Origin of the sequence: Pseudomonas eucalypticola, from assembly GCF_013374995.1 — a bacterium.
GTDB classification, from domain to species: domain Bacteria; phylum Pseudomonadota; class Gammaproteobacteria; order Pseudomonadales; family Pseudomonadaceae; genus Aquipseudomonas; species Aquipseudomonas eucalypticola.
Genome location: NZ_CP056030.1, coordinates 227,620 through 253,795, shown reverse-complemented (window position 1 = coordinate 253,795; position 26,176 = coordinate 227,620). Strand labels below are relative to the sequence as shown.

Below are 26,176 nucleotides of genomic sequence, written 5' to 3'. Positions count from 1 at the left end.
ATCGACATGTCCAAACGCCTTGTCCCGTCCATGGCCGCACTGCAGTGCTTCGAAGCGGCTGCCCGTCACCTGAGCTTCACCCGCGCCGCAGAGGAGTTGCACCTGACTCAGAGCGCAGTCAGCAAACAGGTGGCGCAGCTGGAAGAGATGCTGCGCCACCACCTGTTCCTGCGTATCCGCCGGCGCCTGCAACTGACCCCGGCGGGCAGCCTGTACCTGGCCGAAGTGAACAAGATCCTGGTGCAGGTGGACATGTCCAGTCGCTACATCCTGTCGTACGGGCAGGAAACCGAAGTGCTGACCGTGGCCACCCAGCCCAGCTTCGGGGTGGGCTGGCTGATCCCGCACCTGAAGGGCTTCGGCAAGCGCCATCCCAATATCCACCTGGACATTCGCAACGAACTCGAGCCGTTCAACCTGCTGCAAGGCAAGGCGGACGTGGTGTTCTTCTTCGGTCAAGGCACCTGGCCGGGCGCTACGTGCCAGGAATTGTTCGGCGAGGAGGTGCTGCCAGTGTGTGCCCCGGACCTGTTGGCAGGCCGCGCGCTGACTAGTGCCGAGGAACTGGCCAGCCAGGTGCTGCTACAAAGCACCTCGCGGCCCGAAACCTGGCACGAGTGGTTTCTCGAACAGGGCCTGCACTCGGCCAACAGCTACCACGGGCCGCGATTCGATACGTTCTACATGTGCATCAGCGCGGCCTTGTCGGGCTGCGGCGTGGCACTGGTGCCACGCTACCTGGTGGCGCGGGAGCTGGCCGAAGGCAAACTGGTGGTGCCGTGGAACCACGTGATGCCGAGCAATGGTGCGCATTTCCTGGCGTATCAGGAACATTCCGCCGAAGTACCCAAGGTGCGGGCCTTGGTTGAATGGGTCACCCAGCAACTATCCTGAAGCCGAACAAGCCGAGTTTTTGGAATGACCGGGTGATTTTTTTTCGCTTGCCGGCCAAGGTCATTCCCCGTTTTCATAGCGCAAACCCATTCTTTCGGAGTTCTGCCATGCCCAGCTTCGTCAGCCCCGACGAAATCCGCGCCCGCTTCTCTCGCGCCATGTCCGATATGTACAAGCAGGAAGTGCCGCTTTACGGGGCGCTGTTGGAGCTGGTCGCCGAGGTCAACGACGCCGTGATGGCCCACCAGCCGGAGATCGCCCGGGCCCTGGCGTGGACAGGTGAAACCCAGCGCCTGGCCATGGAGCGCCACGGTGCCATCCGCGTGGGCACCGCCGAGGAACTCGCCACCATTGCACGCTTGTTCGCGGTGATGGGCATGCAGCCAGTCGGCTATTACGACCTCACCCCAGCGGGCGTGCCGGTGCACTCCACGGCGTTCCGGGCGGTCCACGAACAGGCGCTGCAAGTGAGCCCGTTCCGGGTCTTCACCTCGCTGCTGCGCCTGGAACTGATCGATAACCCGCCCCTGCGCGAGCTCGCCGAGACCCTGCTGGCACGCCGGCAAATCTTCACACCCCGTGCGTTACAGCTCATTGACCGCTGCGAACGCGAAGGCGGCTTGAACGAACAGGATGCCCAGGACTTCGTGAACCAGGCCCTGGAAACCTTCCGTTGGCACCACGACGCTACGGTCACGAGTGCCGAGTACCAGCAGTTGCATGACCAGCACCGGCTGATCGCCGATGTGGTGGCCTTCAAGGGCCCACACATCAACCACCTTACCCCGCGCACTCTGGACATCGATGCCGTGCAGGCCGCCATGCCCACCAAAGGCATCACCCCCAAAGCCGTCATCGAAGGGCCGCCCCCGCGCAAACATCCTATCCTGCTGCGTCAGACCAGCTTCAAGGCCTTGCAGGAAAAGGTCGCCTTCACCGATCAGGCCACCGCAGGCGGCAGCCACACCGCCCGCTTCGGCGAAATCGAGCAGCGCGGCGCAGCTTTGACGCCCAAAGGGCGCGAGCTGTATGACCGGTTGCTGAACCAGTCACGCGATGCCTTGGCCGGCTTCCCCAGCGAAGGCAACGCCGGTGCATACATGCGCCAGCTGAGCGAGCACTTTTCCGAGTTCCCCGATGACCTGGCCCAGATGCGCGAGCAAGGCCTGGCCTATTTTCGCTACTTCGCCACCGAAGCCGGCCTGGCGGCCCGCGCGCAGCCGGACCGGCCCACCAGCCTGCAAGGGCTGATAGACGCGGGGCATGTGCATTTCGAGCCATTGGTATACGAAGACTTCCTGCCAGTCAGCGCCGCCGGTATCTTCCAGTCCAACCTGGGTGATGACGCCCAGAGCCACTACCTGGGCGGGTCGACCCAGGACGCTTTCCACCAGGCGCTGGGGCGCCGCGTACTGGATGAACTCGAGCTTTATGCCCAAAGCCAGGCCCGGTCACTGCACGACTGTGCCGAGCAACTGGGCCTGGAACACCTCGGCTGACCCTCAGCGGCCAACCCGGAAGCGGTTTACTTCCTGACGCAGTTCGGCGGCCAGGGCCTCCAGTTCACGAGCAGTGACGGCAAGGTTGGAAACAACCTCGCGCTGCTCACTGTTGGCCAGGGCGATGCTCTGCAGGTTACTGCTGAGCAAGGTAGCGGTGCTGCTCTGTTCCTGGGTCGCCGTGGTAATGGCGGCGAATTGTTGCCCGGCCGAGCGGCTTTGCTCGTCGATCTGCGACAGCGCCGCGGCCACCTTGGCGTTGCGCGACAAGCCTTCTTCCATCAGCGCTTTACCCTGCTCCATGGTGCTGATGGCGTTGCTGGTTTCGTGCTGGATGCTGCCGATCATGGTGGAAATTTCATCAGTGGCCTGACGAGTGCGCGAAGCCAGGCTCCGCACCTCGTCGGCGACCACGGCAAAGCCGCGGCCCTGCTCGCCGGCACGGGCCGCCTCGATGGCAGCGTTGAGCGCCAGCAGGTTGGTCTGTTCGGCAATGGCGGTAATGACACTGACGATGCCACCGATTTCCTGCGAACGCTGGCCCAGGGTGTTGATGACACTGGCGGTACTATTCAGGGCGCCAGCGATTTCCTGAAGCGAAGAAGAGGCCTCGCCCATGGAACTGCGGCCGATGCGCGTCTGCTCGGCGTTTTCCTGGGCCATGCGCTGGGTACTGCCCATGTTGTCGGCAATGTTCAGCGACGTGGCGCTGAATTCTTCTACCGCACCGGCCATGCTGGTGATCTCGCCCGACTGCTGCTCCATGCCTTCATAGGCACCGGTCGACAGACCCGACAGCGCCTGTGCCCGGCCGCTCACTTCATGGGCGGCCGTACGGATATGCGTGACCATGGCCGCCAGCGCTTCACCCATGTGGTTGAAGCTGCGCGCCAGTTGGCCAATTTCATCGTGGCTGGAAACGTTCAAGCGCGCGTCCAGGTCGCCGGCACCCAGGGCTTCGGCCTGGCGGACCAGATCAGCGAGCGGCTTGAGCTTGCTGCGCAACAGCCACATGGACACACCCACGGCCAGCAGCATTGCCAGCAGGCTGCCAATGGCCAGGCGAATACCGACGCTCCAGGTCACGGCGCGGATTTCTTCCTTGGGCATGGTCGCAAGAACGCTCCACGGGCCGCCGGCGAAGGGTATGGCAACACTGTAGAAGTCTTCACCCGAATCACGCCAGAACGCGCCCTTGCCCGGGTGCTTGATGAAGTCAGCCAGTTCTTCAGTGGCTTTTTCCGGGGCCTTCACGCCAGCAGGAGCCACCAGCCATTTGCCGGTCTCATCGAGCAAAGCCAACGAACCGGTCTGGCCGATACGGAAACGGCGCAGGTTTTCGAACTGGGTATTCTGCGCGTCGGTGTAGTCAAAACCCACGAACAACACGGCAATCACCCGGCCGCTGGTATCAAGCACCGGCGTGTACTGGGTCATGTACGAACGGTCGAACAACACCGCACGGCCCACATAGTTCTGCCCGGCCAACAGGCGCGAATAGGCAGGGTGCTGGTGGTCGAGCAAGGTGCCGATGGCGCGGCTGCCGTCCTGCTTGGTCAACGAAGTGCTGATTCGAATGAAGTCCTCGCCCTTGCGCACGAACACCGTCGCGACACCTGCGGTCATCTGCCGGAACTCATCGGCTTCGCGGAAATCGTTGTTCAGCGGCTTGCCGTTGAGCAGCAACGCGGGGGTCGCAATACCCGCGACATTCACAAGCTCATCGCTGCTCAGGGTCAGGCCGCTGCTGAAGCGCTTTTCGAACAGCCCGCTGAGGCGCTGGGTACTGTCGCGCAGGGTGCCATGGAACGTGCTCAGCTGGTCAGCCAGCAAGCGTGCTTCACTGGCCAGGTGTTCCTGGCGCGTCGTGAGGTTGGCGCTATCGAGCGAGCGCAGGGCAAAGACAGTACTGCCGGTAATGACGACGGCAAGAATGGCCGCGAGGGCGATACCGAGTTGCGAGGCAATTCGGGCACGGGGTTCAGACATGCTGGCTCCTGACCGCAGGGCACGCCCGAGTCATCGGGGCCAGGCGGCGTGGTTTCGTTTCGGTTTTCACGGACCTTTCTGAGCGAGGTCCTGCACCAGTAGATTCGGCTGCAACAGCCAATACTTGAGTGCCGGGGAGGGATATACGCAAACGTTAAACTACTGGCATTTTAGCGGCTTTTTGCCACCTACCGTAGAATTTCGACGGCCGGCAGCGCCATTGCTTGCACTTCGGACTGGAGAAAATCGCTTAAGCGCTTGAGGCGTTCGCCCCCCGGGCGAGTGCCTGGCCACACCAGGTAATAGTTCAGCCCACTGAACACCGCGGTTGGCCAGGGCAGGCTCAAGCGCCCCTGGGCCACATCCTCGGCAACCATCATCAGGTCGCCAATGGCGACGCCATAGCCCCGTGCCGCAGCGATCATGCCCAGCTCGAGGGTATCGAAGGCCTGGCCACCCTTGAGCGATATCTGCTCGGCCAGGCCCGTGCGCCCCAGCCAGTCCCGCCAATCGCGGCGGTCAGGCGTGGGGTGCAGCAGTTCGACACTGGCCAGTTGCGCTACGGTCCAGGGCACTTCATGGATCAGCGCCGGTGAGCCCACGGGAATCAGCAATTCCGGGAACAGGAACGTCGCCTCCCAGTCAGCGGGAAAATTACCGTTGCCCAGCAGCACCGCGCAGTCGAATGGCTCATGGTTGAAATCCACATGGTCCACTTCCATCCACGCGCTGGTGAGCTGCACTTCGTTGCCAGCCTGCAGATGGCGGAACCGGCTGAGCCGGGCCAGCAGCCAGCGCATGGTCAGGGTCGACGGCGCCTTCATGCGCAACACATCATCTTCGCCATGAAGGGTGGCGCAGGCGCGTTCCAGGGCGGCGAAGCCATCACGTACCCCGGGCAGCAGCAGCCGCGCCGATTCACTGGGCTGCAGGTTGCGGCCGTTGCGCTGGAACAGCCGGCAGCCGAAGTGTTCTTCCAAGGTCTTGATATGCCGGCTCACGGCACTCTGGGTAATCGATAACTCATTTGCGGCACGGGTGAACGAGCTATGCCGAGCTGCCGCTTCGAAGGCGCGCAAGGCATACAAAGGCGGCAGGCGACGGGACATTCGATAGCTCCAGGATGAATCAACGGCTAGACCGGGGGAATACTACTCTCATGACTAAAACTCATGCGAGCTATCGTTTTTATCCTTTTGTGCCAGCGTGAACAACAGCACAGAATTCACGCTCTCCTGCCGCCTGTTGAATGAGCCGCCCCCATGCCTTCTGCCATCCGTATCGAACTCGGTGCCCTGCTTCGCCTGGCAGGCCCGTTGATTGCCTCGCAATTGGCGCACATGCTGATGGTGCTCACCGACACCCTGATGATGGCGCGCATCAGCCCCCAGGCGCTGGCCGGGGGTGGGCTGGGGGCGGCCAGTTATACCTTCGTGTCGATCTTCTGCATTGGCGTGATCGCCGCCGTCGGCACGCTGGTGTCCATTCGCCTGGGCGCCGGCGACAAGCTCGGGGCTGCGCGCCTGACCCAGGCCGGGCTTTGGCTGGCCTGGATCATGGCCGCCATCGCCGCCCTGGTGCTGTGGAACCTGGGGCCGGTGTTGCTACTGTTCGGGCAGACCGCAGAAAACGTCGAGGGCGCCCGGGAATTCCTGACCCTGCTGCCCTTCGCCCTGCCCGGCTACCTCAGCTTCATGGCCCTGCGCGGGTTCACCAGTGCCTTGGGGCGCGCCACGCCGGTGATGGTCATCAGCCTGGGCGCCACGGTAGCCAACTTTGCCCTCAACCATGCGCTGATCGAGGGGCTGTTCGGCCTGCCGAAGCTGGGCCTGCTGGGTATCGGCCTGGTGACCGCCGTGGTCGCTACCTGCATGGCAGCGCTGCTGGCCCTGCATATCGGCCGTCACCCGGCATACGTGCCCTTTCCCATTCGCCAAGGCCTGGCGCGCTGGTCGTGGCCCGACCTGCGCGAACTGTGGCGGCTGGGCCTGCCCATTGGCGGCACTTACGCGGTAGAAGTCGGGCTGTTCGCTTTCGCGGCGCTGTGCATGGGCACCATGGGCAGCACGCAACTGGCGGCCCACCAGATTGCCCTGCAGATCGTCTCGGTCGCTTTCATGGTGCCGGCGGGGCTGTCCTACGCGGTCACCATGCGCATCGGCCAGCATTATGGCGGCGGCAACCTGGTCGCGGTACGCCTGGCCGGGCGCGTGGCCATCGGCTTCGGTGGCGTGGCCATGCTGGCCTTCGCCCTGCTGTTCTGGCTGGCACCACGGCAACTGGTGGAACTGTTTCTGGACCGTCATGACCCGGCGTTCGCCACCGTCATCCAGTTGGCCGTGGTGCTACTCACCGTGGCCGCCTGGTTCGAACTGTTCGACGGCGTGCAGACCATCGCCATGGGTGCGATTCGCGGCCTCAAGGATGCCAAGGTGACATTCCTCGTGGGCCTGGGTTGCTACTGGCTGATCGGTGCACCGGCGGCGTGGGTGCTGGCGTTCCCCTTGGGTTGGGGGCCACAGGGTGTGTGGTGGGGGTTGGCGCTGGGCCTGGCCTGCGCTGCCGTGAGCCTGACCCTGGCGTTCGACTGGCGCGTGCGGCGGCTGGTGGCCGCCGCGGTCAGTTCTGCACCGCGCGCTGGGACAGGCCAAACATCAGAAACTCCTGAAGCTCGGGAAGGGGCAGAGGCTTGCTGATCAGGTAGCCCTGCACCTGGTCGCAGCCGAAGCTGCGCAACAACGCCAGTTGCTCGGGGGTTTCCACGCCCTCGGCGACCACTTCCAGGCCCAGGTTATGGGCCAGGTTGATCATGGCGTGGACCAGCTTGCGGTTTTCTTCACGCGGCTCCATGCCAGCGACGAAGCTTTTATCTACCTTGAGCAGGGCAATGGGCAGGCTGTTCAAGTGCACGAAGGATGAAAAACCGGTGCCGAAGTCATCCAGGGAAAAGCGCACCCCCAGTCTTCCCAAAGCATCCATGGTCTGCTTGACCAGATCATTGCGGCGCATGACCGCCGTTTCCGTCAGTTCGAACTCCAGCCAGCGCGCATCGATGCCGCGCTGGGAAATCAGGCGGCTCAGGGTTGCCAGCAACTGGCTGTCCTGGAACTGGCGGAAAGACAGGTTCACCGCCATGTGCAGTTCCGGCAGGCCGCTTTCGCGCAGGGCCTGCATGTCCCGCAAGGCGCGGGAAATCACCCAATAACCCAGGGGCACGATCAGGCCGCTCTGCTCGGCCAACGGCACGAACTCGCTGGGCGGTAGCAGCCCGCGCTCGGCATGGCGCCAGCGCACCAGGGCTTCCAGCCCGACAATCGCGCCGGTTTGCAGGTCCATGCGAGGCTGGTAATGCAACTCCAGTTCGTCGCGGCGCAAGGCCCTGCGCAATTCGCTTTCCAGGTCGGCCAGGCTGCGGGCGTTGCGGTTGATGCGTTCATTGAAGATATGAAAGGTACAACCCTGGGTGCTCTTGGCCTGCTGCATGGCGATGTGCGCGTGCCACATCAGCGGGTCGGCCCCGGCCTGGGCGCGGGCATGGGCCACGCCCAGGCTGCAGCCGATCAGCAGGCTTTCGCCGTCGATCCAGTAGGGTTCGGCCATGGCTTCCACGATCTGCTCGGCCACCCGCTCGGCGCGCCCGGCGTCCCGGCGGGTATCGATCAGCAGTGCGAACTCGTCGCTGCCCAGCCGGGCCAACTGGTCGCCGGCTTCCAATTGGCTGCGCAGGCGCGCCACTACTTGCAGGATCAACCGGTCGCCGGCCTGGTGGCCCAGCGCGTCGTTGGCGTGGCGGAAGTTGTCCAGGTCCAGATGCCCGAGGGCCAGGCCACGGCCGTCGAATTCGGCCAGGCGAGCATTGAGCAAGGTCTGAAAGCCCTGGCGGTTGGCAATACCCGTCAGCGGGTCTTGCTCGGCGAGGCGTTGCAGGGTGTTTTCCAGCACCCCGCGCTCGCGTACATGGCGCAGGCAGCGGCGCAGGGTATCGGCGTTGAGGCTTCCCTTGACCAGCCAGTCGCTGACGCCCATGGGCGCCTGCTCGGGTTCGTGGTCCAGCAGCAGCACCACGGGTAGCGCGCAGCGCCCCGGCGCCGGCTGGCTTTGCGGTGTGGCCAACACCACGGCGGCGCGGTCGGCATGGAAAATTTCGTCCACGGTCTCGAACGACGCTGCCACGACCAGCACGGCAGCACTGCCCAGCGGGGCCAGGCATTGGCGCAGCAAAGCCGCCCAGGCCGGGTCTTGGGCCACAAGCAGCAGGCGCACAGGTTCGACGGGCGTAGACAAGCTGGCTCCTCAGGAAAATCAACAGGCAACGGCAAATGGAAGAAGAAGGCATCGCACGGCAATCGACGCCGGGAGGGCGCGGGCAGCCCTCCAAACCGCTATTTTCTACTATCTGCGGTAAAAATGTTACGTATCCTGGGGCAAAGTATCAAAAGCTTCAAATTTAGATAGAGGGATGCGTCACAGTGTCGGATGGTCGCGGCACAATCGCCAGACCCTGTTAAAATGCCCGGCCATTTCGCAAGCGACCCTATTTCCGCATGTCCCGACTCAACCCCCGGCAGCAAGAAGCCGTGAACTACGTCGGCGGCCCACTTCTGGTGCTCGCCGGTGCCGGTTCCGGCAAGACCAGCGTGATCACCCGCAAAATCGCGCACCTGGTGCAAAATTGCGGCATCCGTGCCCAGTACATCGTCGCCATGACCTTCACCAACAAGGCCGCGCGCGAGATGAAGGAACGGGTAGGCACCCTGCTGCGCGGCGGCGAGGGCCGCGGCCTGACGGTCTCGACCTTCCACAACCTGGGCCTGAACATCATCCGCAAGGAGCATGTGCGCCTGGGCTACAAGCCCGGCTTCTCGATCTTTGACGAAACCGACGTCAAGGCGCTGATGACCGATATCATGCAGAAGGAATACTCGGGCGACGACGGCGTCGACGAGATCAAGAACATGATCGGTGCCTGGAAGAACGACCTGATCCTGCCGCCCGAAGCCCTGGAAAACGCCCGCAACCCCAAGGAACAGACCGCTGCCATCGTCTACACCCACTACCAGCGTACGCTCAAGGCGTTCAACGCGGTGGACTTCGACGACCTGATCCTGCTGCCGGTGAAGCTGTTCCAGGAACACGCCGACATTCTGGAAAAATGGCAGAACAAGGTGCGTTACCTGCTGGTGGACGAATACCAGGACACCAACGCCAGCCAGTACCTGCTGGTGAAGCTGCTGATCGGCACCCGCTGCCAGTTCACCGTGGTAGGCGACGACGACCAGTCGATCTACGCCTGGCGCGGCGCGCGGCCGGAAAACCTGATGCTGCTCAAGGAGGACTACCCCTCCTTGAAAGTGGTGATGCTGGAGCAGAACTACCGCTCCACCAGCCGCATTTTGCGCTGCGCCAACGTGCTGATCTCCAACAACCCCCACGCTTTCGAGAAACAGCTGTGGAGCGAGATGGGCCATGGCGACGAAATTCGCGTGCTGCGCTGCAAGAACGAGGACGCCGAGGCCGAGCGCGTCGCCATGGAAATTCTCACCCTGCACCTGCGCACCGACCGCCCCTACAGTGACTTCGCCATCCTGTACCGCGGCAACTACCAGGCCAAGCTGATCGAACTCAAGCTGCAGCACCACCAGGTGCCCTACCGCCTCAGCGGCGGCAACAGCTTCTTCGGCCGCCAGGAAGTGAAGGACCTGATGGCCTACTTCCGCCTGATCGTGAACCCGGATGACGACAACGCCTTCCTACGCGTGATCAATGTGCCGCGTCGCGAAATCGGCTCCACCACCCTGGAAAAACTGGGTAACTACGCTACCGAGCGCAAGATCTCCATGTACCAGGCCACCGACGAACTGGGCCTGGGCGAACACCTGGACAGCCGCTTCACCGACCGCCTGTCGCGCTTCAAGCGCTACATGGACAAGGTGCGCGAACAGTGCGCCGGCGAAGACCCCATTTCGGCGCTGCGCAGCATGGTCATGGACATCGACTATGAAACCTGGCTGCGCACCAACAGTTCCAGCGACAAGGCCGCCGACTACCGCATGAGCAACGTGTGGTTCTTGATCGAGGCCTTGAAGAACACCCTGGAAAAAGACGAAGAAGGCGAAATGACCATCGAGGAAGCCATCGGTAAACTGGTGCTTCGCGATATGCTTGAACGTCAGCAGGAAGAAGAAGACGGTGCCGAAGGCGTGCAGATGATGACCTTGCACGCCTCCAAGGGCCTGGAGTTCCCCTACGTGTTCATCATGGGCATGGAAGAGGAAATTCTGCCGCACCGCTCCAGCATCGAGGCCGACACCATCGAGGAAGAACGTCGCCTGGCTTACGTGGGTATCACCCGCGCTCGTCAGACCCTGGCGTTCACCTTCGCGGCCAAGCGCAAGCAGTACGGCGAAATCATCGATTGCGCGCCCAGCCGCTTTCTCGATGAGCTGCCGCCGGATGACCTGGCCTGGGAAGGCAATGATGACACCCCCACGGAAGTCAAAGCCGTAAGAGGCAATAATGCATTGGCCGATATTCGCGCCATGCTCAAACGATAATTCAACAACGCCTCGGCCCCTTAGCCGGGGCCAATACGTATATTGAGGAACTGCCGTGGAAGCACTGCACAAGAAGATTCGCGAAGAAGGCATCGTGCTTTCCGATCAGGTACTGAAGGTCGACGCCTTCCTGAACCACCAGATCGACCCGGTCCTGATGCAGCAGATCGGTGACGAATTCGCCCGCCTGTTCGCTGATTCCGGCGTGACCAAGATCGTCACCATCGAAGCCTCGGGCATTGCCCCGGCGGTGATGACGGGCCTGAAGCTGGGTGTTCCGGTGATTTTCGCGCGCAAGCACCAGTCGCTGACCCTGACCGAGAACCTGCTGACCGCCTCGGTCTACTCGTTCACCAAGCAGACTGAGAGCACCGTGGCCATCTCGCCGCGCCACCTCAACAGCAGCGACCGTGTGCTGGTGATCGACGACTTCCTGGCCAACGGCAAGGCGTCGCAAGCACTGATCTCCATCATCAAGCAGGCCGGCGCCAGCGTTGCCGGCCTGGGTATCGTGATCGAGAAATCGTTCCAGGGCGGCCGTGCCGAACTGGATGCCCAGGGTTACCACGTGGAATCCCTGGCCCGCGTGAAATCGTTGAAAGACGGCGTGGTTACCTTCATCGAGTAACCCTTGCGGCGCCTCTGACGCGGCCAGGTCCGCTGCTACACCGATTTCCGTAGCACCGGACCTGGCCGCGTCGGCCGCACACGCGGTGTACCTGGTACCGGGCGTCAGGGCTACCCCCGCAAGTAACTGAGCGGCTCCGGCTGCGCCGTGGCCTGCAACCCCGCCAGCAGCAGCCTCTGCAACAAGTCCTCGCGCAACCCGTCCGGCTGCGCCAATTGCATACGCATCAGGTGCACCGGGAACGCCGAAGGCGCAGGCGCGTCCAGCGCCGCCTTGCCCAGGTCCAGCAACTCGGTCAGTTTGAACTTGCTCTTGAGCCAGTTCAGTGCCCGCAGCAAATCCCGCTCCTCGGCGGTGAAGTCACACCCCAATGGATATTCCGGAAACAGCTTGGCGTGCCTGTCCGCCAGGGCCTGCAAGCGTTCGGGCGTGTTTTGGGAGAAGCGCGGGTGCAGGCGAAAGTCCTTCGGCAGCTTGCCCGCCACCTGGGCCTGTTCGATCAACGCTGTCTGAAACCGTGAATCGGTGATGGTCAGCATGGCCTCGATCACCTGGGCATCGGTACGCCCGCGTAGGTCGGCGATGCCGTATTCGGTCACCACGATGTCGCGCAAATGCCGGGGGATGGTGCAGTGGCCGTACTCCCAGAGAATATTGGAGCTGACTTCCCCGCCGGCCTCACGCCAGCTACGCAGCACCAGGATGGAGCGGGCATCATGCAGCGCATGGCCTTGCACCACGAAGTTGTACTGGCCGCCCACGCCACTCAGTACACGCCCATCCTCCAACTGATCCGACACCGCGGCTCCCAGCAGCGTGGCGGTGAATGCCGTGTTGATGAAGCGAGCATCGAGGCGCTGCAACCGCTTGAGTTCTTCCTGGCCATACAGCTCGTTGATGTAGCTGATGGCGGTCATGTTGAAGCCCTCCAGGGCTTCCCGAGGCAGCTCGCGCAAACGCTGATAGAAACTGCGGGGGCCGAGGAAAAAGCCCCCGTGAACGCACACACCGCTGTCGGCTTCAACCGCCTGGCCCGCGTTCGCCTGGGTTTGCGTGGCGACATCCTTGTGCACCCGGCGCCGGATGATGCCCGCCTCCGCCAGCACCAGCAGGCCGTTGACGAACATCTCGCTGCAGCCATACAGCCCGTCGGCAAAGGGTGCCGTTCCCCCTTCGCGTGCTATCAGTGCCTGCCAGGGCGCCAGGTCCAGGTCATCGAGCAACGCCCGGTAACCGGGGTTGTCCGCCTGGCGGGCCAGCAGCGCCGCAGTCAATGCATCGCCCATGGAGCCGATGCCGATCTGCAGGGTGCCGCCATCGCGTACCAACGTACTGGCATGCAAGCCAATGAAATGGTCCTGCAGGCCCACGGGCATGTTGGGTGTGGAAAACAGCGTGGTGCGGTCGGCCTCGTCGATCATCAGGTCGAACAGGCTTCGGTCCACCTCGGCGTCGCCGGGCATGTAAGGCAGATCGGCATGGGTCTGGGCCAGCATCATGATGGTTTCCCCGGCCGCCCGACGCTTGGCGATCATGGGCAACAGGTCCAGGGTGATGTCCGGGTTGCAGCTCAGGCTCAGTTTCGCCGGCTGATACGGGTCCTGGGCCACCAACTGGGCAACCAAGTTCAAGCCCTGGGCGTTGATATCCCGGGCCGCGTGGCTGTAATTGCTGCTCACATAGGATTGCTGCGCAGTGTGGCTGTGCAACAGGTTGCCCGGCTGCATGAAAAACTGCTCGACGCGAACATTGGCGGGCAAGCTATCGGCATGCAGATCGGCGAGGAAGTCCAATTCGGGGTAATCGCCGTACACACGCTCCACGAACGGCTCAAGGAAGCGCTTCTGCAGCCCGTCCCCCAACTTGGGCCGGCCCAAGGCCAGGGCGGTGTAGATCACGAGGCGGCGCTCGGGCAACTGGCGGATGCGGGCATACAGTGCGTTGACGAAGCGATTCGGCTTGCCCAGGCCCAGTGGCAGGCCCATGTGGATATGCGCGGGTAGCCTTTTCAGCACCTCCTCAACAGCACGGTCGATCGAACAGACTAGCGTCATCAGCACCTCCGCTTCGCTTACCTGGCCGGGAAGCAGCCTTCACGACCCGCCCCCTATCGGAACAATTCCGCGTGGCTACCCAAATCGACAAACGAAACCAGATCAGGTTCGGGAAATGCGTAGATCATCAGAAAATCAGCAATTCATGCGTTTGCATGCATTGCCTAGGATTTTTTGCCCGCTTTTCCTTTTTTTGGAACATCGCCATCCGTATCACCGGGCATTTCGTCTATCGAGTTGAAATGCCGGTGGATCTCCCGCGCCTGTTCCATGGCACGAGCGGTTTTCTCCGACGGCACTCTTACCTCGAAAGGCAGACCTTGACTCGCTACAACTTGGCGCAGGAACAGGCGCATCGCATCGCTGAGGCTCAACCCACACGACTTCAGTACCTCGGTAGCGCTTGCTTTCAAATCCTCGTCAATGCGGCATCGCACATCAGTGGTTTTCAGTAACGCGGCCATGTCATTCACCTCTCCGCCAAAAATGTAGCTACATTGTTCCCACACCGAACATTATCAGGTCTTTTTTCAGGCGGCACAATCGAACAGATGTTTCCAGATGCACCGGACTGCGGGACTGCATCTCTCGAAGAGGCCGGTGTCTACAAAAGGGAAGGCGCTCAAAGGCCCGACATTTTCTTGATCGCGCCCTTGAGCTCATCATCCGTGCAATCGGAGCAAGTGCCCTTGGGCGGCATGGCATTGATGCCGGTGATGGCCTTGGCCAGCAGGCCGTCGACGCCGCCTTGCTCCTTGGCGCGCTTGCCCCAGTCGGCGCCGTCGCCGATTTTCGGCGAGCCGAGCAGACCGGTGCCGTGGCAGGCATTGCAGTGCTTGGCGATGACGTCGTCGGGGCTCTTGGCGGCGCTGCCGGCGGCAGCGGTGGTGACTTCCATGCCGGGGCAGGGCTTGCCTTGCACGCACACCTGGCCGACGGGCTCAAGGCGCTTGGCGATGTCGTCGGTGACGGTTGCCTGGGCGGTCAGGGCCCACAGGGCCAATGCAGTTGCAGAGGCAGCCAGCATCTTGTTGATTTTAGCGTTCACGCCTACACCCTCGTGGTGGCTGATCACGCCCGCACCTGGGGGCGGGGAAACCTTATTATTAGCATGGGTATTGCCGCGGCGTCAGTGCGCCACGGCACCCTGATAACTGAGTGTAGCGGTGTATCGGTAATCAGAAGTTCGCCGGGGTAGCGGCACTGATCAACCGGGCGGGCTCGTCGTAGGGGTTGCGGAAGCGATGGGGCTTGGTGCTTTCGAAGTAATAGCTGTCGCCGGCTTCGAGGATGAAAGTTTCGCCACCGACCACCAGCTCCAGCTTGCCCTCCAGCAGGATGCCGGTCTCCTCGCCTTCATGGGTGAGCATTTCCTCGCCGGTGTCGGCGCCCGGCGGGTAGATCTCGTTGAGGAAGGCGATGGCCCGGCTGGGGTGCGCCTTGCCCACCAGCTTCATGGTCACGGCGCCATCGGAGATGTCGATCAGCTCGTTGGCCTTGTAGACGATCTGGGTCGGGTTTTCCGGCTGCAGCTCTTCGGAGAAGAATTCCACCATGGACATGGGAATGCCCCCCAGCACTTTGCGCAGGGAGCTGATCGAAGGGCTGACGCTGTTCTTCTCGATCATCGAAATGGTGCTGTTGGTGACGCCCGCACGCTTGGCGAGTTCACGCTGAGACAGACCTTTGAGTTTGCGAATGGCTTGCAGTCGTTCACCGACGTCCAATGCGGGAGCCTCCAGGGGGTATTCACGGTATGGGGTGCTTTTTGAACGTTATCATGGCAACAGCGTTCAGTATTTACAACAGATTGCCCCTAAGCGTGCCGCCCCCTGGCGACTTGCAGTATTGCCCTATCGAGCCTCAGCCCCCGGAATAGACCAGTTGCACCCGGCGCAGGTTGCAGAATATCTGGTAGGGAATGGTCTCGGCGCAGGCCGCTACGTCGCTGGCCAGAATGTTGCGGCCCCACAGTTCGACCACACTGCCCAGGCCCGCCTCGGGCACGTCGGTCAGATCAATGCACAGCATGTCCATGGACACGCGGCCCAGCAAGCGGCTGCGCTTGCCCGCCACCAGCACCGGCGTGCCCGTGCCGGCATGGCGTGGGTAACCGTCGGCGTAGCCCATGGCGACCACGCCGATACGCATCGGCTTGTCGGTGATGAACTTGGCGCCGTAACCCACCGGCTCGCCTGCCGGCAATTCGCGCACACAGATGACTTTCGATTCCAGGGTCATCACTGGTATCAACCGCGCGGCCTCGGCCTGGGGTTCTTCGAAAGGCGTAGCGCCATACAACATGATGCCAGGCCTCACCCAGTCGCTCGGCACTTGGGGCAGGCCCAGCACGGCAGGCGAATTGCGCAGGCTGGTTTCTGCCGCCAAGCCTTGGCGCGCCGCCTCGAATACCGCCACCTGGTCGCCGCTGCTGGGGCAATCCAGCTCATCTGCGCGGGCGAAGTGGCTCATCAGCACGATCTTCGCTACTTTGCCGGTGGCCAGCAGGCGCTGGTAGGCCCCTGCGTAGTCCTTGGGGTGCAAGCCGACACGGTGCATGCCGGAGTCGAGCTTGAGCCACACCACCAGCGGTTTGCTCAGGGGCGTCTGCTCAATGGCGTCCAACTGCCACAGGGAATGCACCACGCACCAGAAATCATGCTCCGCAGCCATTTGCAGCTCGTCGGCCTCGAAGATGCCTTCCAGCAACAACACCGGCGCCTGGATACCCCCGGCGCGCAACTCCAATGCTTCCTCGATGCACGCCACGGCAAAGCCGTCGGCCTCGGCCTCCAGGGCCTGGGCGCAACGCACGGCGCCGTGGCCATAGGCATCGGCTTTGATCACGGCCAGGGCCTTGGCCCCATTGGCGAGTTCGCGGGCCAGACGGTAGTTGTGACGCAGGGCGTCTAGGTCGATCAGGGCACGGGCAGGACGCATGACGGCTGTCTTCTTCTGGGCAGACTGTGGGCGTAAAAAACCCGGCATGGGCGGCCGCCACAGGCAGGCCGCCATGCCGGGCGAGGTAGCGTGTTACGGCAACGCGGCGACCACGGAAAGTTCGACAAGAATCTCCGGTTCGCACAGTTTGGCTTCGACGGTGGCCCGGGCAGGCGCCACGCCCTTGGGCAACCACTTGTCCCAGACACTGTTCATGCCTTCGAAGTGGGCGTCGATGTCTTTCAGGTAAATGGTCACCGACAACAGGCGCGTCTTGTCGGTACCGGCCAGGTCGAGCAGGCGCTCGATGGTGGCAAGGATCTCGCGGGTCTGCTGCTCAATGCCGGCGGTCAGGGTGTCACCCACCTGGCCCGCCAGGTAGACGGTGCCATTGTGGGTAACGACCTGGCTCATGCGCTCATTGGTGAGCTGGCGCTGGATTGACATGTCTTGCAGTCTCCTGGTGCTTGCCATAACGGGAAATATCAAGGCCTTCGGCGCTGATTTGCGGCTTCTTGCGCGCCATCAGGTCGGCCAGGAAACGGCCGGAACCGCAGGCCATGGTCCAGCCGAGGGTGCCGTGGCCCGTGTTGAGGAACAGGTTTCGGAACGGGGTGGCACCCACGATAGGCGTGCCGTCGGGCGTGGTCGGGCGCAGGCCTGTCCAGAAACTGGCTTGGGCGAGGTCGCCGCCCTGAGGATAAAGATCGTTGACGATCATCTCCAGCGTTTCACGCCGACGCGGGTTCAGCGACAAGTCAAAACCAGCGATCTCGGCCATGCCGCCCACGCGGATGCGGTTATCGAAACGGGTGATGGCGACCTTGAAGCTCTCGTCCAGGATGGTGGAAGTCGGTGCCATGGCCGGGTTGGTGATGGGCACGGTCAGCGAGTAGCCCTTGAGCGGGTACACCGGGGCCTTGATGCCCAGCGGCTTGAGCAGTTGCGGGGAATAGCTGCCCAGCGCCAGCACGTAGCGGTCGGCGGTTTCCAGCTTGCCGTCGATGACGACGCCGTTGACCCGGTCGCCGGCGAAGTCCAGGCGTTCGATGTTCTGGCCGAAACGGAACTCCACGCCCAGGTCGATGGCCATCTGCGCCAGCTTGGTGGTGAACATCTGGCAATCGCCAGTCTGGTCATTGGGCAAGCGCAGGGCGCCGGCGAGGATGTTGGTGACGCTGGCCAGCGCCGGCTCCACACGAGCAATGCCTTCGCGGTCGAGCAATTCGTAGGGCACGCCGGACTGTTCCAGCACGGCGATGTCCTTGGCGGCGTTGTCCAGTTGCGCCTGGGTGCGGAACAGCTGGGTGGTGCCCAGGGTGCGGCCTTCGTAGGCGATACCGGTCTCGGCGCGCAGCTCGTCGAGGCAGTCGCGGCTGTATTCGGACAGGCGCACCATGCGTTCCTTGTTCACGGCGTAGCGGCTGGCGGTGCAATTGCGCAGCATCTGCGCCATCCACAGGTACTGGTCAATGTCGGCGGTGGCCTTGATGGCCAGGGGCGCATGGCGCTCGAGCAACCATTTGATTGCCTTCAGCGGCACGCCCGGCGCCGCCCAGGGCGAAGCATAGCCGGGCGAAACCTGGCCGGCGTTGGCGAAGCTGGTTTCCATGGCAACGGCGTTCTGGCGGTCGACGACCGTCACCTCAAAGCCCTGCCGCGCCAGATAATAGGCACTGGCGGTACCGATCACCCCGCTACCAAGTACCAGAACTCGCATGCTCAATCCCTCAACGCGGATAACCGCTGACATTTGTTGTTTATTGCGAAGATGCGCGCAGTTTAAAAAACATCAGCCAGTGCTATTCACTATATAAAGGCCTATATTTGGCGAGAATTCTCGGCAAAAAACGCTTTTACGGAGGGGCATCGCCTATGCGAACCCAGCATCAGAGCAAACGTGAGCTCGACAAGATCGACCGCGCCATCCTGCGGATCCTGCAGGCCGACGGTCGAATTTCGTTCACCGAGCTGGGTGAAAAGGTCGGCCTGTCGACCACACCCTGCACCGAGCGCGTACGCCGCCTGGAACGCGAAGGGATCATCATGGGCTACAACGCCCGGCTCAATCCGCAGCACTTGAAGGGTAGCCTGCTGGTGTTCGTGGAAATCAGTCTGGACTACAAGTCCGGGGACACCTTCGAGGAATTCCGCCGCGCCGTGCTCAAGCTGCCCCATGTGCTGGAGTGCCACCTGGTATCGGGTGACTTCGACTATCTGGTGAAAGCACGCATTTCGGAGATGGCTTCATACCGCAAGTTGCTGGGCGACATCCTGCTCAAGCTGCCCCATGTGCGCGAGTCCAAGAGCTACATCGTGATGGAAGAAGTGAAAGAAAGCCTCAACCTGCCGATTCCGGACTGAGCCGCACTGACGCGCGTGCGACGTTCAGACCAGCACTTGCCGCGTGGTGGCGATGAACTGGTGCACCGCTTTCTCGGCCAACGGGTGAATCAATTCGGCCGGACGCCGCCCGTTAGGGCACGGCAGGCTTTCGGTGGTCCCGAACAACCGGCAGATCAACGGCCGCTCGTCATACACCGTGCAGCCATTGGGCCCCAGGTGCACACAGTTCAGCTCAGCCAATGCCGCCTCCTGCTCGGCGGCGGTCTTGCGCGGTAGCCGGGCCATTTCTTCGGAGGAGGTGGTCACCGGCCCACAGCAATCGTGGCAACCCGGCACGCATTCGAACGAGGGAATCTGCTCACGCAGGAAAAGGATCTTGTGGCGGTTGCAGCTCATGGGGCGGTACCTGTCGAAGCGAACCGCCATTTTGCCTGCCCGGCGCTGCCAGCCGATACCCCCGCCGGTCCTTCATTCCCGCCAGAATGGCTTCGCGCCCTCTTCCCGAGCCTCTCCCGGCGAAAGGCCAATGTCGCGCAACTGGTCGGCGTCCAGGTCCAGCAACGCCCGGCGAGTGGTCAGGCGGTGCCACATCAACCCCCAGAAACCCAGGCCATCCGGGGCCGTGCGCAGCCGCCGCCCCTGGGCGTCAAATACCTGGAGTTCCTGGCTGCGCAGCAGCAGACGCACATCGCTCAAGCCGTTCATGACCGTGCTCCCTGGGGGCTATCGAGTAGGCGTTCATCATCGGCGCAATGCAGGCGACATTACAGATTCAAAAATGCGTTATATTTTCCATACAGCAATCATCACCTTCGCTCTGAATGCCATATTTTCCCTTGATCTGTATGGTATGCATCTGGTCGCTGGGAGTACGTCATGACCCTCTATGTCAACCTCGCCGAATTGCTGGGCTCGCGCATTGAACAAGGCTTCTACCGCCCCGGTGACCGTCTGCCTTCGGTGCGGGCCTTGAGTGCCGAACACGGGGTCAGCCTGAGTACGGTGCAGCAGGCGTACCGGCTGCTGGAAGACAACGGCCTGGCCGCACCGCGGCCCAAGTCCGGGTATTTCGTGCCCAGCGCCCGCCAATTGCCCGCCCTGCCAGCCGTGGGTCGACCCGCGCAACGCCCGGTGGAAATATCCCAGTGGGACCAGGTGGTAGAACTGGTGCGCAGTTCGCCCCTCAAGGGCGTGGTCCAGTTGGGCCGGGGCATGCCCGACGTCACCAGCCCCACCCTCAAGCCGCTGCTGCGCAGCCTGGCGCAACTGGCGCGCCGCCAGGACATGCCTGGGCTGTATTACGACACGGTGTACGGCACTGAAGCCCTGCGCGAGCAGATTGCCCGCCTGCTGCTCGATTCCGGTTGCCGGCTGCAGGCCAGTGACCTGGTCATCACCACCGGCTGCCATGAAGCCCTCTCGGCCAGCATTCGCGCCGTGTGCGAGCCGGGGGATATCGTGGCGGTGGACTCGCCGAGCTTCTTCGGCGCCATGCAAACCCTCAAGGGCCTGGGCATGAAAGCCCTGGAAATCCCCACCGACCCTATCACCGGCATCAGCCTCGAAGCCCTGGAGCTGGCGCTGGAACAGTGGCCGATCAAAGTCATTCAACTGACCCCCAACTGCAATAACCCGTTGGGCTACGTGATGCCGGAAGCCCGCAAGCGCGCCCTGCTGACCCTGGCCCAGCGCTACGACGTGGCCATTATCGAAGACGACGTGTATGGCGACCTGGCCTTCAGCTACCCGCGCCCGCGCACCATCAAGTCATTCGACGAGGACGGTCGGGTGCTGTTGTGCAGTTCGTTTTCCAAAAGCCTGGCGCCGGGGCTGCGTATCGGCTGGGTGGCGCCGGGCCGCTACCTGGAGCGCGTGCTGCACATGAAGTACATCGGCACGGGCTGCACGGCCACCCAGCCGCAATTGGCCATTGCCGACTTCATCAAGGACGGCCACTTCGAGCCGCACCTGCGGCGCATGCGCAGCCAGTACCAGCGCTCGCGCGACCTGATGATCGACTGGGTCAGCCGCTACTTTCCCGAGGGCACCCGCGCCAGTCGGCCACAAGGTGGCTTCATGCTGTGGGTGGAATTGCCGGAAAGTTTCGACACGTTGCGCCTGAACCGAGCTTTACTGGAGCAGGACGTACAGATTGCCGTGGGCAGCATCTTTTCCGCTTCCGGCAAGTACCGTAACTGCCTGCGGATGAACTTCGCCGCCCGCGCCAGCAGCGAGATCGAAGCAGCGGTACGCAAGGTCGGGGAGACGGCCAAGCGCTTGATCGCGGAAATGGATGTCGAGACCGTATGACCTTTACCGGCTCGCTGGAGTCATAGCCACGCCTGCCTTGCGTTAAGGACCCCAAGTTGCGAACCCACTGGCTACCCACGCTGCTGATGCTTGCCCTGCTGGCCGGTTGTGCCACCGGCGTGGGCCAACGCCAACCCAGCCAGGCACTGCCGGCCGACCAGTCGGCATTTGGCCGCTCGGTACAAGCGCAGGTCGCCAGCCATGGCGGCCTGTCGGGCTTTCGCCTGCTACCCAATGGACCCGAGGCGTTCCGGGCGCGGGCAGAACTGATCCGCAATGCCCAGAAGAGCCTGGACTTGCAGTACTACATCGTCCACGACGGCATCAGTACCCGAGCCCTGGTCGACGAATTGCTCAAGGCAGCCGACCGTGGGGTACGCATCCGCATTTTGCTGGACGACACCACCAGCGACGGCCTGGACGACGTCATCGCGACGCTGGCCGAACACCCCAACATCCAGATCCGCCTGTTCAACCCGCTGCACCTGGGCCGCACCACGGGTGTCACCCGCGCCATGGGCCGGCTGTTCAACCTGTCGCAGCAGCACCGCCGCATGCACAACAAACTATGGATCGCCGATGACAGCATGGCCATCGTCGGCGGCCGCAACCTGGGCGACGAATACTTCGACGCCGAACCCAACCTCAACTTCACCGACATCGACCTGTTGAGCGTAGGCCCCGCCGCCGCACACCTGGGCCAGAGTTTCGATCAGTACTGGAACAGTGCCCTGAGCCGACCGATTGGCGAATTCCTGCTGTTCCAACCCACCGCCAAGGACCTGGCCAAGACGCGCAAGCGCCTGGAGGCCTGGCTGGCCACGGCCCACCTGCAACGCCCGGCGCTGTACCAGCAGTTGATGGCCTACCGCAGCGACCCGCGCATGGCCACCTGGCGCAACGAGCTGATCTGGGCCAACAGCCAGGTGCTGTGGGATGCCCCCAGCAAGGTGCTGGCCCGCGATGAGCCGGACCCGCACCTGCTGCTGACGACGCAGCTGGCACCCCAATTGGCGGACGTTCATCAAGAGCTGATGCTGGTTTCAGCCTACTTCGTGCCACGCGAACCCGGCCTCCTGTACCTGACGGGCCGGGCCGACGCCGGGGTGGCGGTCAGCCTGCTGACCAACTCACTGGAAGCCACCGACGTACCTGCCGTGCACGGCGGTTATGCGCCTTACCGCAAGGCGTTGCTGCAACATGGGGTGAAACTGTACGAACTGCGCCGCCAACCCGGAGAGATGCCTCGGCGCAAAGGGCTGGGGCTGCATGGCAGTTCCGATTCCAGCCTGCACAGCAAGGCGATGATCTTCGACCGCCAGCGGGTGTTCATCGGTTCATTCAACTTCGATGCCCGCTCGGTGCTGTGGAATACCGAGGTCGGGGTATTGGTGAACAGCCCCGAGCTGGCCGAACGCACCCGCGAACTGGCTTTGCAGGGCATGTCGCCAGCGCTCAGCTACCAGGCGAAGTTGCAAGGCGGGAACGTGGTGTGGGTGACCGAGGACAACCACCAGTTGCATACCCTGACCACCGAGCCAGGCGACCTGTGGCGGCGGTTCAACGCCTGGATGAGCAGGGCCATCGGCCTGGAAAAAATGCTCTAGCGGCGCGCCGTTGCAGCGTCGGTCAGGCAGGCAACTCCAGCGCCTGCGGCCTGCGCGCCAGCAGCACCAGCCCGAACGCCCCCAACGCCATCAGCAGCGGCAGTGCGTGCCCGCTCACCCACTGACTGCCGGCACCGGCCAGTACCGGCCCGATCAGGCAACCAATGCCCCACAATTGCGCCACATGGGCGTTGGCCCGCACCAGCGCATCATCGCGGTAGCGCTCGCCGATCAGCACCAGCGACAAGGTGAACAGGCCGCCCGCACTGGCGCCGAAGATCACCCACAACGGCCAGATGCCCTGGGTGTCGATCAGCAACGGTATCGCCAGGCTCGACAGCATCAGCGCCAGCGCACAACCAAAGAACAGCGTGCGCCGCGACATGCGGTCGGCCAGGGCACCAATGGGCAACTGCAACAAGGCATCGCCCACCACTACCGTGCTGACCATGTACAGTGCCACTTCGGCACTGAAGCCTTGCTGCAGGCAATACACCGGCAACAGCGTCAGGATCATGGCCTCGAATGCGGCGAACAGCGCGATGGCCCAGGCGATCACGGGCAGCCGACGGCAAAAGCGTCCCAGGTCAACGAAGGTCACCCGGCACGATTCAGTACTGGGCGCACCGGTTCGCCCTAGCAGAAGCAGCGGGGATACCACCAACAGCCCCGCGCCAGTCCAGAAGCCATAATCGTGGTCGGTGCCCAGCGCGCCCAGCAGGAGTGGCCCGCATAGCTGGCTCAGCGCGTAACTGCTGCCATACAGGGCCACCAGGCGCCCACGCCATTGCTCGACCACCAGCTGGTTGATCCAGCTCTCGCCAAGAATGAAGACAATGGTCAGCACCATGCCGATCCACAGGCGCAGCAGCAACCACACTGCATAGCTGGGCAGTAACGCCAGCAAGGCAATGGACAGTGCGCCGCCCCACAGGCACAGGCGCATCAACCCCGGCGTACCGAACCGTGCCGCCAGACGGCTGGCCAGGCCCGCGCCCGCCAGCACGCCGATCGCTGGCATCGACGCCATGACCCCAATGGCGAAGCTGCCGTAGCCCCACCCCTCAAGCCGCAGCGACACCAGCGGCATGCTCACGCCTAACGCCAGGCCAACGCTCAATACAGCGCTCAGCACGGCGAAATAGGTACCCCAACGCATGTCCACGCTCCTGTGGATAACTGCACAGACAAAACAGCCGGGCCCCTTGCGGAGACCCGGCTGTACACGACCGACCACCGCCCTGTGTGGGCGCTGGCAAGCCAGCGGTCACACCGTGCAGTGGTCCGCGCAGCGAATTACAGCTTGATCCAGGTGGCCTTCAGCTCGGTGTACTTGTCGAAGGCGTGCAGCGACTTGTCACGGCCGTTGCCCGACTGCTTGAAGCCACCGAACGGCGCAGTCATGTCGCCGCCGTCGTACTGGTTCACCCATACGCTGCCGGCGCGCAGGGCCTTGGCGGTCAGGTGGCCCTTGGAGATATCCGACGTCCATACCGCGGCGGCCAGGCCGTACGGGGTGTCGTTGGCGATCTTGATGGCTTCTTCCACGGTGTCGAAAGCCAGCACCGACAGTACCGGGCCGAAGATCTCTTCCTGGGCAATGCGCATGGCGTTGTCGACGCCGTCGAAGATGGTCGGCTCGACGTAAGTGCCCCCGGTCTCTTCCAGGATACGCTTGCCGCCCACCAGCAGTTTGGCGCCGTCGTTGTGGCCCGCTTCGATGTACGACAGCACGGTGTTCATCTGCTGGGTGTCCACCAGGGCCCCCACGGTGGTGGCCGGGTCCAGCGGGTTGCCTGGTTTCCAGGCCTTCAGGGCTTCCAGCACCAGGGGCAGGAACTTGTCCTTGATGGAACGCTCGACCAGCAGGCGTGAACCCGCTGTGCATACTTCGCCCTGGTTGAAGGCAATGGCGCTGGCGGCCGATTCGGCAGCGGCTTGCAGGTCCGGGGCGTCGGCGAAGACGATGTTCGGGCTCTTGCCGCCGGCTTCCAGCCACACGCGCTTCATGTTCGATTCACCGGCATAGATCATCAGTTGCTTGGCGATCTTGGTGGAGCCGGTGAACACCAGCGTGTCCACGTCCATGTGCAAGGCCAGGGCCTTGCCGACGGTGTGGCCGTAGCCTGGCAGCACGTTGAACACGCCTTTTGGAATACCGGCCTCGATAGCCAGTTGCGCGATGCGGATAGCCGTCAGCGGCGATTTTTCCGAAGGCTTCAGGATCACCGAGTTACCGGTGGACAGCGCCGGGCCGAGCTTCCAGCAAGCCATCATCAACGGGAAGTTCCACGGCACGATGGCCGCCACTACGCCAACCGGTTCGCGGGTCACCAGGCCCAGCTGGTCATGGGGCGTGGCCGCCACTTCGTCGTAGATCTTGTCGATGGCCTCGCCGCTCCACGACAGGGCATTGGCGGCGCCGTTGACGTCGATGTTCAACGAGTCGCTGATCGGCTTGCCCATGTCCAGGGTTTCCAGCAGCGCCAGTTCCTGAGCGTTCTGCTTGAGCAGGCCGGCGAATCGGATCATGGTGGCCTTGCGCTTGGCCGGCGCCAGGCGCGACCAGGCGCCACTGTCGAAGGCGGCACGGGCACTTTCCACGGCACGCTGGGCGTCGGCCAGGTCACAGCTGGCAACCTGCGCCAGGAGGCGACCGTCGACCGGGCTCAGGCAGTCGAACGTGGCACCGGAAGCGGCGGCGGTGTATTCACCGTTGATGAATGCACGGCCTTCGATGTTCACTTCCTTGGCACGCTGTTCCCAGTCCGCACGAGTCAAAGTGGTCATACGTATCCCTCCTCTTGTTGATTTGCAGCCTGCACGCAGGATAATCGCCCAGGCTTTCGAATTAGGGCCGGTCAAATAATAGACTCACGGCACCCACCACCCTAAACCACTCGGCCCCAGATTTTCAATATATTTGACAAGATACCGGCAAAAGCCGTGTCATGTTGATTTTATTTGACAAGCAGGCAGGACTTTTCATGAGCATCGAAACGATTGTCGACTTCGCCCTGGCGACCACCCCGGCCGACCACTACCGTCCCGCCGCCGAAAAGGTCTTGAAGGGTGATCCCGAGCAGAAGGTCTATCACCATTACGCCAGCCCGTGCGCGCAATTCGGCGCGGGCGTATGGGAGGGCGAGGTCGGCCAGTGGACCGTCAACTATACCGAGCATGAGTACTGTGAAATCGTCCAGGGCGTGTCGGTGCTCCGCGACCTGGAAGGCAATGCCAGGACCCTGCGCGCCGGTGATCGGTTTGTGATCCCAGCGGGTTTCCGGGGTACATGGGAGGTACTGGAGCCTTGCCGGAAGATCTATGTGGTATTTGAGCCAAAGGCCTGAGGTCG

The 26,176-nt window shown here is 62.9% G+C and carries 23 protein-coding genes and 1 pseudogene; 9 read left to right on the top strand and 15 right to left on the bottom strand.

Annotation, left to right across the window (positions count from 1 at the left end):
• The first annotated feature begins 6 nt into the window (after positions 1–6).
• Both gcvA and hglS read left to right on the top strand, forming a co-directional pair.
• Positions 7–894 carry a transcriptional regulator GcvA gene (gcvA, locus tag HWQ56_RS01190; RefSeq protein ID WP_158154097.1) on the top strand — a complete coding sequence of 296 codons (888 nt, stop codon included), beginning with the start codon at positions 7–9 and terminating at the stop codon, positions 892–894.
• A 107-nt stretch (positions 895–1,001) separates the two neighbouring features.
• Positions 1,002–2,393, top strand: coding sequence for a 2-oxoadipate dioxygenase/decarboxylase HglS (gene hglS, locus HWQ56_RS01185; RefSeq protein WP_176569605.1), 1,392 nt, complete (start codon positions 1,002–1,004; stop codon positions 2,391–2,393).
• A 3-nt stretch (positions 2,394–2,396) separates the two neighbouring features.
• Here the strand turns inward: hglS and HWQ56_RS29345 are convergent, their stop codons facing one another.
• From HWQ56_RS29345 to HWQ56_RS01175, 3 genes and pseudogenes are all read right to left on the bottom strand, one after another.
• Complete coding sequence (locus HWQ56_RS29345) at positions 2,397–3,128, bottom strand: methyl-accepting chemotaxis protein (RefSeq protein WP_425331947.1); 732 nt, start codon at positions 3,126–3,128, stop codon at positions 2,397–2,399.
• 180 nt (positions 3,129–3,308) lie between these two features.
• Positions 3,309–4,382 (bottom strand): annotated as a pseudogene (locus HWQ56_RS29340) (Cache 3/Cache 2 fusion domain-containing protein); the annotation flags it as partial.
• A 188-nt stretch (positions 4,383–4,570) separates the two neighbouring features.
• Complete coding sequence (locus HWQ56_RS01175) at positions 4,571–5,491, bottom strand: LysR substrate-binding domain-containing protein (protein ID WP_176569603.1); 921 nt, start codon at positions 5,489–5,491, stop codon at positions 4,571–4,573.
• A 153-nt stretch (positions 5,492–5,644) separates the two neighbouring features.
• Between HWQ56_RS01175 and HWQ56_RS01170 the strand changes: the two genes are divergently transcribed.
• Positions 5,645–7,078 carry a NorM family multidrug efflux MATE transporter gene (locus HWQ56_RS01170; protein ID WP_176569602.1) on the top strand — a complete coding sequence of 478 codons (1,434 nt, stop codon included), beginning with the start codon at positions 5,645–5,647 and terminating at the stop codon, positions 7,076–7,078.
• Here HWQ56_RS01170 and HWQ56_RS01165 read toward each other — a convergent pair.
• The gene (locus HWQ56_RS01165) at positions 7,002–8,666 is read right to left on the bottom strand and encodes a putative bifunctional diguanylate cyclase/phosphodiesterase (protein WP_176569601.1); all 1,665 of its coding nucleotides are present in this window, start codon (positions 8,664–8,666) and stop codon (positions 7,002–7,004) included. The two genes, HWQ56_RS01170 and HWQ56_RS01165, sit on opposite strands and share 77 nt — an antisense overlap.
• A gap of 260 nt (positions 8,667–8,926) precedes the next feature.
• On the opposite strand from HWQ56_RS01165, the gene rep reads away from it, so the two are divergent.
• Together rep and HWQ56_RS01155 are read left to right on the top strand one after the other, a co-directional pair.
• Entirely contained in the window at positions 8,927–10,936 is a 2,010-nt protein-coding gene (gene rep / locus HWQ56_RS01160; protein WP_158154103.1) for a DNA helicase Rep, read from the top strand.
• Between the two features lie 55 nt (positions 10,937–10,991).
• Entirely contained in the window at positions 10,992–11,564 is a 573-nt protein-coding gene (locus tag HWQ56_RS01155) for a xanthine phosphoribosyltransferase (protein ID WP_158154104.1), read from the top strand.
• Between the two features lie 110 nt (positions 11,565–11,674).
• Here the strand turns inward: HWQ56_RS01155 and HWQ56_RS01150 are convergent, their stop codons facing one another.
• From HWQ56_RS01150 to dadA, 7 genes are all read right to left on the bottom strand, one after another.
• Positions 11,675–13,618 carry an acetyl-CoA hydrolase/transferase family protein gene (locus HWQ56_RS01150; protein ID WP_176569600.1) on the bottom strand — a complete coding sequence of 648 codons (1,944 nt, stop codon included), beginning with the start codon at positions 13,616–13,618 and terminating at the stop codon, positions 11,675–11,677.
• A gap of 164 nt (positions 13,619–13,782) precedes the next feature.
• Positions 13,783–14,082, bottom strand: a complete 300-nt coding sequence (locus HWQ56_RS01145) for a type II toxin-antitoxin system RelB/DinJ family antitoxin (protein ID WP_176569599.1) — start codon at positions 14,080–14,082, stop codon at positions 13,783–13,785.
• Positions 14,083–14,240: 158 nt separating this feature from the next.
• The gene (locus HWQ56_RS01140) at positions 14,241–14,645 is read right to left on the bottom strand and encodes a c-type cytochrome (RefSeq protein ID WP_176572319.1); all 405 of its coding nucleotides are present in this window, start codon (positions 14,643–14,645) and stop codon (positions 14,241–14,243) included.
• Between the two features lie 151 nt (positions 14,646–14,796).
• Complete coding sequence (locus tag HWQ56_RS01135; RefSeq protein WP_158154108.1) at positions 14,797–15,345, bottom strand: cupin domain-containing protein; 549 nt, start codon at positions 15,343–15,345, stop codon at positions 14,797–14,799.
• 136 nt (positions 15,346–15,481) lie between these two features.
• Positions 15,482–16,558 carry an alanine racemase gene (gene alr / locus HWQ56_RS01130; protein ID WP_176569598.1) on the bottom strand — a complete coding sequence of 359 codons (1,077 nt, stop codon included), beginning with the start codon at positions 16,556–16,558 and terminating at the stop codon, positions 15,482–15,484.
• 93 nt (positions 16,559–16,651) lie between these two features.
• On the bottom strand, positions 16,652–17,005 hold the full coding sequence (locus tag HWQ56_RS01125) for a RidA family protein (RefSeq protein ID WP_158154110.1): 354 nt from the start codon (positions 17,003–17,005) through the stop codon (positions 16,652–16,654).
• Positions 16,977–18,278, bottom strand: a complete 1,302-nt coding sequence (gene dadA / locus HWQ56_RS01120; protein WP_158154111.1) for a D-amino acid dehydrogenase — start codon at positions 18,276–18,278, stop codon at positions 16,977–16,979. Before dadA ends, HWQ56_RS01125 begins: the two co-directional genes overlap by 29 nt.
• A gap of 155 nt (positions 18,279–18,433) precedes the next feature.
• On the opposite strand from dadA, the gene HWQ56_RS01115 reads away from it, so the two are divergent.
• Positions 18,434–18,922: an Lrp/AsnC ligand binding domain-containing protein gene (locus HWQ56_RS01115; RefSeq protein ID WP_158154112.1), complete on the top strand. Its 489-nt coding sequence runs from the start codon at positions 18,434–18,436 to the stop codon at positions 18,920–18,922.
• A 24-nt stretch (positions 18,923–18,946) separates the two neighbouring features.
• On the opposite strand, the gene HWQ56_RS01110 is transcribed toward HWQ56_RS01115, so the two are convergent.
• Together HWQ56_RS01110 and HWQ56_RS01105 are read right to left on the bottom strand one after the other, a co-directional pair.
• A complete protein-coding gene (locus HWQ56_RS01110; RefSeq protein WP_176569597.1) occupies positions 18,947–19,300 on the bottom strand; it encodes a YkgJ family cysteine cluster protein in 354 nt (117 codons plus the stop codon).
• A gap of 72 nt (positions 19,301–19,372) precedes the next feature.
• The gene (locus HWQ56_RS01105) at positions 19,373–19,609 is read right to left on the bottom strand and encodes a DUF1127 domain-containing protein (protein WP_176569596.1); all 237 of its coding nucleotides are present in this window, start codon (positions 19,607–19,609) and stop codon (positions 19,373–19,375) included.
• A 171-nt stretch (positions 19,610–19,780) separates the two neighbouring features.
• Between HWQ56_RS01105 and HWQ56_RS01100 the strand changes: the two genes are divergently transcribed.
• Together HWQ56_RS01100 and HWQ56_RS01095 are read left to right on the top strand one after the other, a co-directional pair.
• Positions 19,781–21,214: an aminotransferase-like domain-containing protein gene (locus tag HWQ56_RS01100; RefSeq protein ID WP_176569595.1), complete on the top strand. Its 1,434-nt coding sequence runs from the start codon at positions 19,781–19,783 to the stop codon at positions 21,212–21,214.
• A gap of 86 nt (positions 21,215–21,300) precedes the next feature.
• Entirely contained in the window at positions 21,301–22,821 is a 1,521-nt protein-coding gene (locus HWQ56_RS01095) for a phospholipase D family protein (RefSeq protein ID WP_176572318.1), read from the top strand.
• Positions 22,822–22,843: 22 nt separating this feature from the next.
• On the opposite strand, the gene HWQ56_RS01090 is transcribed toward HWQ56_RS01095, so the two are convergent.
• Both HWQ56_RS01090 and HWQ56_RS01085 read right to left on the bottom strand, forming a co-directional pair.
• Complete coding sequence (locus tag HWQ56_RS01090) at positions 22,844–23,980, bottom strand: MFS transporter (RefSeq protein ID WP_158154116.1); 1,137 nt, start codon at positions 23,978–23,980, stop codon at positions 22,844–22,846.
• A gap of 137 nt (positions 23,981–24,117) precedes the next feature.
• On the bottom strand, positions 24,118–25,611 hold the full coding sequence (locus HWQ56_RS01085) for an aldehyde dehydrogenase (RefSeq protein WP_158154117.1): 1,494 nt from the start codon (positions 25,609–25,611) through the stop codon (positions 24,118–24,120).
• 197 nt (positions 25,612–25,808) lie between these two features.
• Here HWQ56_RS01085 and HWQ56_RS01080 point away from each other — a divergent pair, with 197 nt between their 5' ends.
• Positions 25,809–26,171 carry a cupin domain-containing protein gene (locus HWQ56_RS01080; RefSeq protein WP_176569594.1) on the top strand — a complete coding sequence of 121 codons (363 nt, stop codon included), beginning with the start codon at positions 25,809–25,811 and terminating at the stop codon, positions 26,169–26,171.
• Positions 26,172–26,176 lie beyond the last annotated feature (5 nt).

Bases quoted from the DNA above. Each gene is read 5' to 3' on its own strand.
- HWQ56_RS01170 (WP_176569602.1), top strand. From the start codon at position 5,645: ATGCCTTCTGCCATCCGTATCGAACTCGGTGCCCTGCTTCGCCTGGCA.
- HWQ56_RS01095 (WP_176572318.1), top strand. From the start codon at position 21,301: ATGCTTGCCCTGCTGGCCGGTTGTGCCACCGGCGTGGGCCAACGCCAA.
- gcvA (WP_158154097.1), top strand. From the start codon at position 7: ATGTCCAAACGCCTTGTCCCGTCCATGGCCGCACTGCAGTGCTTCGAA.
- HWQ56_RS01100 (WP_176569595.1), top strand. From the start codon at position 19,781: ATGACCCTCTATGTCAACCTCGCCGAATTGCTGGGCTCGCGCATTGAA.
- HWQ56_RS01140 (WP_176572319.1), bottom strand. From the start codon at position 14,645: ATGCTGGCTGCCTCTGCAACTGCATTGGCCCTGTGGGCCCTGACCGCC.
- HWQ56_RS01105 (WP_176569596.1), bottom strand. From the start codon at position 19,609: ATGAACGGCTTGAGCGATGTGCGTCTGCTGCTGCGCAGCCAGGAACTC.
- HWQ56_RS01150 (WP_176569600.1), bottom strand. From the start codon at position 13,618: ATGACGCTAGTCTGTTCGATCGACCGTGCTGTTGAGGAGGTGCTGAAA.
- dadA (WP_158154111.1), bottom strand. From the start codon at position 18,278: ATGCGAGTTCTGGTACTTGGTAGCGGGGTGATCGGTACCGCCAGTGCC.
- HWQ56_RS29345 (WP_425331947.1), bottom strand. From the start codon at position 3,128: ATGGCCGGTGCGGTAGAAGAATTCAGCGCCACGTCGCTGAACATTGCC.
- HWQ56_RS01175 (WP_176569603.1), bottom strand. From the start codon at position 5,491: ATGTCCCGTCGCCTGCCGCCTTTGTATGCCTTGCGCGCCTTCGAAGCG.
- HWQ56_RS01110 (WP_176569597.1), bottom strand. From the start codon at position 19,300: ATGAGCTGCAACCGCCACAAGATCCTTTTCCTGCGTGAGCAGATTCCC.
- HWQ56_RS01080 (WP_176569594.1), top strand. From the start codon at position 25,809: ATGAGCATCGAAACGATTGTCGACTTCGCCCTGGCGACCACCCCGGCC.
- hglS (WP_176569605.1), top strand. From the start codon at position 1,002: ATGCCCAGCTTCGTCAGCCCCGACGAAATCCGCGCCCGCTTCTCTCGC.
- HWQ56_RS01115 (WP_158154112.1), top strand. From the start codon at position 18,434: ATGCGAACCCAGCATCAGAGCAAACGTGAGCTCGACAAGATCGACCGC.
- HWQ56_RS01125 (WP_158154110.1), bottom strand. From the start codon at position 17,005: ATGTCAATCCAGCGCCAGCTCACCAATGAGCGCATGAGCCAGGTCGTT.
- HWQ56_RS01145 (WP_176569599.1), bottom strand. From the start codon at position 14,082: ATGGCCGCGTTACTGAAAACCACTGATGTGCGATGCCGCATTGACGAG.
- HWQ56_RS01090 (WP_158154116.1), bottom strand. From the start codon at position 23,980: ATGCGTTGGGGTACCTATTTCGCCGTGCTGAGCGCTGTATTGAGCGTT.
- alr (WP_176569598.1), bottom strand. From the start codon at position 16,558: ATGCGTCCTGCCCGTGCCCTGATCGACCTAGACGCCCTGCGTCACAAC.
- HWQ56_RS01085 (WP_158154117.1), bottom strand. From the start codon at position 25,611: ATGACCACTTTGACTCGTGCGGACTGGGAACAGCGTGCCAAGGAAGTG.
- rep (WP_158154103.1), top strand. From the start codon at position 8,927: ATGTCCCGACTCAACCCCCGGCAGCAAGAAGCCGTGAACTACGTCGGC.